General features: G+C 75.8%; 3 protein-coding genes. 2 read left to right on the forward strand and 1 reads right to left on the reverse strand.

Translation table 11 applies throughout. The annotated features are described in order from the left end of the window. The first annotated feature begins 38 nt into the window (after window positions 1-38). Both EAO70_RS37325 and EAO70_RS37330 read left to right on the forward strand, forming a co-directional pair. Window positions 39-2,231: a PIG-L family deacetylase gene (locus tag EAO70_RS37325; RefSeq protein WP_148007196.1), complete on the forward strand. Its 2,193-nt coding sequence runs from the start codon at window positions 39-41 to the stop codon at window positions 2,229-2,231. A 165-nt stretch (window positions 2,232-2,396) separates the two neighbouring features. Further along, the gene (locus tag EAO70_RS37330; RefSeq protein WP_148007197.1) at window positions 2,397-2,828 is read left to right on the forward strand and encodes a VOC family protein; all 432 of its coding nucleotides are present in this window, start codon (window positions 2,397-2,399) and stop codon (window positions 2,826-2,828) included. A 22-nt stretch (window positions 2,829-2,850) separates the two neighbouring features. Here EAO70_RS37330 and EAO70_RS37335 read toward each other — a convergent pair. Beyond that, window positions 2,851-3,246 (reverse strand): GNAT family N-acetyltransferase (locus tag EAO70_RS37335; protein ID WP_261993258.1); only part of this gene is annotated, 396 nt, incomplete at its 5' end.

Consider the following 3,246-nt stretch of genomic DNA (forward strand, 5'->3'; position numbering starts at 1 on the left):
CCCCGCCTGCCCGACCCGTTGAAAGCGCGCCGCCGACCATGTCCGAACGCCTCCGCCGCCGTCTCCCCCTGTCCCGCCGCAGGGCCGTCTCCACCGCGGTCACGACCGTCCTGGTGGGCGGCACCTTCGCCGGACTCCTGTCGGTGACCGGCACGCCGAAGACGGCCGCGGCCCAGACGGCGACGCCGGGCGCGGCCGTGCCCGCGCCCCGGTCCCCGGCCACGCCGCGGGCCACCGCCCCCTCCCCGGTGCCGATGGCCACCGGCCCGGACGCCCAGGACGCCCAGGACCCAGACTCGTCCGGCCGGACCCGGGATCCGGAGTCCCCCGCGGGGCGGCCGGGCGCCGCCACCTCCGTGATGCAGATCGTGGCGCACCCGGACGACGACCTGTTCTTCATGAACCCGGACATATCCCAGACCATCCGCTCGGGCACCCCGCTGGCCGCGGTGTACCTGACGGCCGGTGAGTCCGACGGCGTCAACGCGCGCCCCCGCGACGCGGCAGCGGTCAAGGCCGACAAGGCGGGCTACGCCGAGGCCCGGCAGAACGGCATACGTGCCGCGTACTCCGAGATGGCGACGGGCAGCCGGACCAGCCCCTGGGACCGGGTGGCGATCCCCACGGCCGGCGGCGGGCTCGCCGAGCTGGACACGCTGCGCGCCGACCCGAAGGTCAGGCTGGTGTGGCTCCAGATACGCGAGGCCGGGTCGACGAACCACTACCGCCCGCACAGCCTGAACGGCCTCTGGCACGGACTGGTCGGCACCCTGGAGTCGCAGCGCTCCGCCGGCACCCCGGTGACCGCCGACTTCCGGTACACGAAGGACGAGGTCGTGGCGACGATCGCCGGGCTCCTCGACCGCTTCCGGCCGACGTTCGTCCGCATGCAGGACCCGAGCCCCGGCACCGACCCGAAGACCGGGAAGATCCGCGACCACCAGGACCACCTGTACGGCGCGCGGTTCACGCAGGCCGCGCTCGCCCGATACACGGAGCTGCCCGGGCATCCGCGGGTCGGCGTGCAGAACTACCTGGGCTACCCCACCAGTGTCCTGCCGCACACGCTCGACCCCGAGACGGCCGGCGACAAGCTGAGGACCCTGAAGACCTACGCCTGGCTGGACGGCGTCAACGACTGCGGCACGCCCGCCGGCTGCGGCGACCTGAAGGTGGCCGCGCGGCCCGCCGGCCGCGGCTGGACCGCGACCGTGCGCTACGCCCGGGGCACCTCCACCTCCTGGGTGCAGCGGGGCACGGACGGCGGGCTGCACGCGTTCTCCGTCCTCGACGGGCAGCTCGCGGCCTGGCGGAAGCCCGCCGGGGGCGGCGCGTGGCAGGGGCCGACGCTGCTGCCGGGCGGCGGCCTGGACAGCGGGGTCACCTCGGTGTCGCTGCCGGACGGCCGGATCGCGGTCTACGGCACCCGGACGCTCCTGGCGGGCGGCCCGGCGGGCTACCGTCGCGAGGTCGTGTCCACCGAGCAGACGGCGCCCGGCGGGGCCTTCGGCCCGCTCCGCTCGCTGGGGACCCCCGAGCGGAGCGACGCGACCGGCACCTCGGACATCAGCGCGCCCGCCGTGACCGTGGGCGCCGACGGCCGCGCGACCCTGGTCCTGCGCGACAGCCTGCGGCAGCTGACGGCGCGCGAGCAGGGACCGGACGGCGGCTGGGGGCCCTGGCGGGTCCTCGGCGGCACGGACGTCGTCGGCGACCCGGTCGCCGCGACGGACGCCACGGGCCGGGGATACGTCTTCGCGAGCACCGTGACGAGCGTGCTCGTCTGGGCCCAGCACGTGCCCGGGGGGCCCCTCACGGGTCCGGCGCCGACCGCGCTCCCGCCGACCACCCTGGCGCTCAGCGCGACCCCGGCCCCGAGCGGCGACGGCGTACGGCTGTGGTTCCGCAAGCCGGCCTCCGGCGACCTGCGCAGCGCCGACTTCTCGGGTCTCGCCCCGGTCTCGCCGGTGACCGAGCTGCCCGGCGGCGTGGCGGGCTTCGGCCCGGTGAGCGGCGGCGCGGGGGTCCTCGCGGTCCGCTCCCGGACCGGCTTCCTGGCGACGGCGGCGCACGGCAGGACGGGGGCCGGGCCGGCGTGGAAGCTGGAGAGGTTCCTCTTCGCGGGGGCACCGGACGCGGGGACGGACGGCGTGGCGGCGATCGGCCTGGACGGCCGGCTGCACTGGACGCCGGCGGGGCCGGACGGCCGGGCGGTCGCGGCGGCCGAATGAGCCGTGAGAAGTACGGCGGGAAAGGGCGTTTCGGGGTGCGCGGAGGGGCGTTCGTCGGGGACGGTGGGACGGCCCCGGTGTTCGCGGTCGCACCCCGCACGGTGTGCGGCCTCGGCCGGGGCGAGCCCTTCGGCCAGACCCGCCGGCGTTTCTGAGGAGATCCCCGTGAACTGGACACTGGAAGTCGTCCCGGTCCCCGTCACCGACATGGACCGGGCGAAGGAGTTCTACGCCGAGAAGTGCGGCTTCACCGTCGACCTGGACACCCGGCCTGCGCCGGGCGTGCGGATCGTCCAGCTCACCCCGCCGGGCTCGCGCTGCTCGCTCGCCCTGCTGAGCGGGATGCCCCCGATGCCGGACACGAAGGCGATGACCCCGGGCGGTCTCCAGGGCCTCCAGTTCTGTGTGACGGACATCGAGGCGGCCCACGCGGAGCTGGCCGGGCGCGGGGTCGACGTCTCGGAGGTCCGGCACCTGGGCGACCAGGGCTGGACGGCGGGCCGGGGCGGCACGTGGAACTCGTTCATGACCTTCACGGACCCGGACGGCAACGGCTGGACGGTCCAGGAGGCCCCGTCGGAACTGTCGGCCCGCTGACGGGGGGCCGAAAGACGGGCGCCTACAAGCCCAGGTAGAAATGCCGAAGCTTGTCGTCCTCGGCCACACAGCGCATCCCGGCGGCCTCCATCACGCGGTGGGAGGGCGGGTTGTCCAGGTCGGCGTCGCCCTTCACCCCGGAGGCGCCGGCCCGGCGGGCGGCCTCGACGAGCGCCCGGAGCGCCTCGGAGGCGTACCCCTTCCCCCGCTCGGAGGGCACGAGCCCGTACCCGACGGTGACCACCCCGATCTCGTCGGGCGGCCCGTGGAAGCCGATCCCGCCGATGGCGAGGTCGGAGCCCAACAGCCGTATCTCGTAGGCCCCGAACACCCCCGGGTCCCCGTCCTCCACCCACCGCCGCACGACCCGCCCGGCGACGGCGACGTCGGCAACCCCGGGATACCCCTCGGCCCACAC

Source organism: Streptomyces sp. adm13(2018), assembly GCF_008042145.1.
In the GTDB taxonomy this organism is placed as follows: Bacteria; Actinomycetota; Actinomycetes; order Streptomycetales; family Streptomycetaceae; genus Streptomyces.